Annotated in this window: 5 protein-coding genes; 1 reads left to right on the forward strand and 4 read right to left on the reverse strand. The window is 60.9% G+C overall.

Going from position 1 to position 3,250, the window contains the following annotated elements; genetic code table 11:
- The first annotated feature begins 79 nt into the window (after positions 1-79).
- Positions 80-484, forward strand: a complete 405-nt coding sequence (arfB, locus tag ACRXB1_RS33275) for an alternative ribosome rescue aminoacyl-tRNA hydrolase ArfB (protein WP_062000790.1) — start codon at positions 80-82, stop codon at positions 482-484.
- Positions 485-499: 15 nt separating this feature from the next.
- On the opposite strand, the gene ACRXB1_RS33280 is transcribed toward arfB, so the two are convergent.
- The 4 genes from ACRXB1_RS33280 to ACRXB1_RS33295 form a co-directional block, all read right to left on the reverse strand.
- The gene (locus ACRXB1_RS33280; RefSeq protein ID WP_061999015.1) at positions 500-2,098 is read right to left on the reverse strand and encodes an L-lactate permease; all 1,599 of its coding nucleotides are present in this window, start codon (positions 2,096-2,098) and stop codon (positions 500-502) included.
- Positions 2,099-2,278: 180 nt separating this feature from the next.
- The gene (locus ACRXB1_RS33285; RefSeq protein WP_449494449.1) at positions 2,279-2,410 is read right to left on the reverse strand and encodes a hypothetical protein; all 132 of its coding nucleotides are present in this window, start codon (positions 2,408-2,410) and stop codon (positions 2,279-2,281) included.
- Between the two features lie 191 nt (positions 2,411-2,601).
- Positions 2,602-3,057, reverse strand: coding sequence for a hypothetical protein (locus tag ACRXB1_RS33290; protein ID WP_061999016.1), 456 nt, complete (start codon positions 3,055-3,057; stop codon positions 2,602-2,604).
- Positions 3,054-3,250: hypothetical protein (locus ACRXB1_RS33295; RefSeq protein WP_449494450.1), on the reverse strand; the 197-nt coding region annotated here is incomplete at its 5' end. The genes ACRXB1_RS33290 and ACRXB1_RS33295, both read right to left, overlap by 4 nt.

Below are 3,250 nucleotides of genomic sequence, written 5' to 3' on the forward strand. Positions count from 1 at the left end.
TTGCGCAGGCGGTCCGGACGCCGACGCGGCGTGACTCGGGGTTGGCGGCGCGCATTGTGGAGGCGGCATCGTGAATCACATGATCGACTATGCAATCCAGCCGAATGAAGTGGAGCTGATCGCCGTACGAGCGCAAGGCGCGGGCGGCCAGAACGTCAACAAGGTATCCAGCGCGATCCATCTGCGCTTCGATATACGCGCGTCGTCCTTGCCCGAGTCGATCAAGATGCGGCTTCTCGCATTGCGCGACAGCCGCATCACGCGCGACGGCGTGATCATCATCAAGTCGCAGGAGCACCGCACGCAGGACATGAATCGCGCCGCGGCGCTTGCCCGGCTCGACGAGATGGTCCAGCGTGTGAGTATCGTACGGCGCACGCGTGTGGCGACGAAACCCACGCGTGCGTCGCAGGTGAGAAGAGTCGAAGGAAAAGTGCGCCGCGGCGCCGTGAAAGCGACGCGCGGGCGAGTGGTCGGAGATTGATGCGACAACAAAGTTTCAGTGCGGAATCATCCACGTCAGCACGTTCTGCTGCAGCCAGACGAGCACGCCGAGCAGTACCGTCAGAAGGATGGAATGCTTGAACGTCTTGGCGAACACCACGCCTTCCTTGCCTTTGAGTCCCGTTGTAGCAACGCCTGTCGAGATGTTTTGCGGCGAGATCATTTTCCCCATCACGCCGCCTGATGAATTGGTCGCGGCCATGAGGATCGGATTGAGATTGAGCTGGCGCGCGGCGACCACTTGCAGATTGCCGAAGAGCGCATTACCGGACGTGTCGCTGCCCGACAGGAACACCGCAACCCAGCCGAGGAAAGCGGAAACCAGCGGGAAAAACGCGCCCACCGACGCCACGCCCAGGCCGAGCGTGTAGTTCATCCCGGAGTAGTTCATCAGGTACGCAAGCCCGACGATCGTCGCCACAGTCATGATGGCGATGCGGGTCTGAATCCACGTGTCCGCGATCGATGCGCCGAATTCACGCGCCGGCAGCTTCACGATCAACGCGGTGATGATCGCCGCCACCAGGATAGCCGTGCCTGTGGCGAGCGGCTGGAAATCCCAGATTGCGGCATATGGCTGGTTGTAGAGCGTGATGAAGACGGCTTTGTCGAGTCCGGGCCATGCCACTTTTACATCGCCGATCATGAAGATCTTCGCCACCGTCCACACGATCACGACCACTGACACCACGATCCACGGCACCCAGCCATGTCCGCCGGAAAGTTTGCCGCGTGTCTGCGCCACGCGATCCACGTTCACCGCAAAGCGTTCATCGGGTGCGGGTTTCCAGACGCGCAGGAACGCGATCGTGAGGATCAGGGAGACGAGTGACGACAGGACATCGGTGAGCGAGTAACTGATGAAATTCGATGTCACGAATTGCGTGAGCGCGAACGTCCCGCCGGCAACCAGCAGCACCGGCCAGATCTTGAGCATGTTGCGAAAGCCCGCGTAGACACCGATCACGTAGAACGGCAGCATCAGCGCGAAGAACGGCAACTGGCGGCCGACCATCTTTGCGAGGGCATCGGTGGGAAGGTGAGTGACGGCGCCGAGCACGGTGATCGGCACGCCCAGCGCGCCGAACGCAACCGGCGCCGTGTTGAAGATCAGCGTGAACGTCAGCGCTTCCAGCGTAGGAAAGCCGAGCAGGATCAAGAGCGAACTCGTGATCGCGATCGGTGTGCCGAACCCGGAAATACCCTCGAGCAGCGCGCCAAAAGAAAAGCCGATGACAACCAGCACGATGCGCCGGTCGTTCGGCAGGTTATCGATCATCCACATGCGGAATGCTTCGAAGCGGCCGGAGCGTTGTGCAATGTTGTAGAGCAGGATGGCCGCGAAGACGATCCACATCACAGGCCAGACGGCGAACACCGCGCCGGCCGCCACAGAATCGAGGGCAAGTCCTACCGGGAAATGCCACACGCCGATCGCTATCACGATCCCAACGACGAGTCCCGCTAGAGACGCCTGCCACGCAGGCCTGCGCGCCCATCCGAGCAACACGAGCACGACAATAATGGGCAGCGCCGCCACGAGGAAAGACCAGCCGAGCGAGCCGCTGACTGGCGTCAGAATCTGGTGGAACATAACGTCTCCTGGTTCTTATTTTCAAGGACGCGCGGCAGTTCCGATTCTGGCGATCGCGGTTGCGATCCAGACGTCAGCGCGCTTTTAACGCATTAAGTAAGTGATCGGCGAACGTGTATCGACTAAGGATAGGGCGATGTGGACAGACGTCAAGGGATGAATACCCACGGCTGTCTCGTTTTATTGAGTGGTCGGCTCTTGCACGGCGGCGCCGGGCGACGCATCCGCGGACGACGCATCGCGCAGCACCCAGACGGAGAGTACGCCCAGGCAAGCTGCGAGCCAAAGAAGGATCAGCGTAAAGACCAGCATGATAAGGAGTCCCCTGACGGAGCGCGCGAAACGGCGCTTTCGACGGAGGCAGGAGCGAAAAACGTGCCAGATCGGCTTGAAGGGCTTGACCGGCCGAGCAACGTCGCCTTCAGACAAACCAGCACGCTACTGCGGCGCGGCAGGTGTGAAACGGTTACATCCAGCGGGTAAGGCGGGAGTAAGCCGAAACCTTAGTGATAATGCCCGTGGCCGCCACCGCCATGCCAGCCACCACCGCCGTGCCCACCGCCCCAGAATCCAAAGCCGATCGAGACCGCTGGACCGCCATAGCCGTATCCATAGCCATACGGATAACCGTAATACGCCGGATATGGGGCATAGACAGGGTAAGCCGGGTAGTAGGCGGGAGGTGGCGCATAGCCTGCAGGCGGCGGCGTGGCAGAGGCATAACTGCTTGAATTCTGCTGTGCGTTTTGAGTGTTGTCGTACTGCTGCGCAGGAGCCGAACCGGAAGCTCCGTCCGGCGCCACAGGAATCTCACGTTGCGCCTGCGCCGTGCCGACCACCGGCTGACCGGCATACGCGGGGTAGCCGGGGTAAGACGGATAGTATCCGTAAGGCACGTAGTAACAGCCGCTCAAGCTCAAGGCGCCCACGAGGGCTGCGGCTGCGAGCTTCGGGTTCATGATGCGACTCCTGGGTTGCGTAGAAACGCGATGTTCGGAACAACGAGAAACTGATACCAGGAGCCTAGCGCATCGTTGAAACGTGGGAAAGCATTGGCGAGGCCGCGAATATTTCGACGTGTTTCACGGCGATGAAACCGCGAGCGAAACCGCATCGAAACACAAGCGGCCAGGCATGTATCGAGCGCTTTCG

The organism is Caballeronia sp. M23-90, assembly GCF_053574605.1.

Bases quoted from the DNA above. Each gene is read 5' to 3' on its own strand.
- arfB (WP_062000790.1), top strand. From the start codon at position 80: ATGATCGACTATGCAATCCAGCCGAATGAAGTGGAGCTGATCGCCGTA.
- ACRXB1_RS33280 (WP_061999015.1), bottom strand. From the start codon at position 2,098: ATGTTCCACCAGATTCTGACGCCAGTCAGCGGCTCGCTCGGCTGGTCT.
- ACRXB1_RS33285 (WP_449494449.1), bottom strand. From the start codon at position 2,410: ATGCTGGTCTTTACGCTGATCCTTCTTTGGCTCGCAGCTTGCCTGGGC.
- ACRXB1_RS33290 (WP_061999016.1), bottom strand. From the start codon at position 3,057: ATGAACCCGAAGCTCGCAGCCGCAGCCCTCGTGGGCGCCTTGAGCTTG.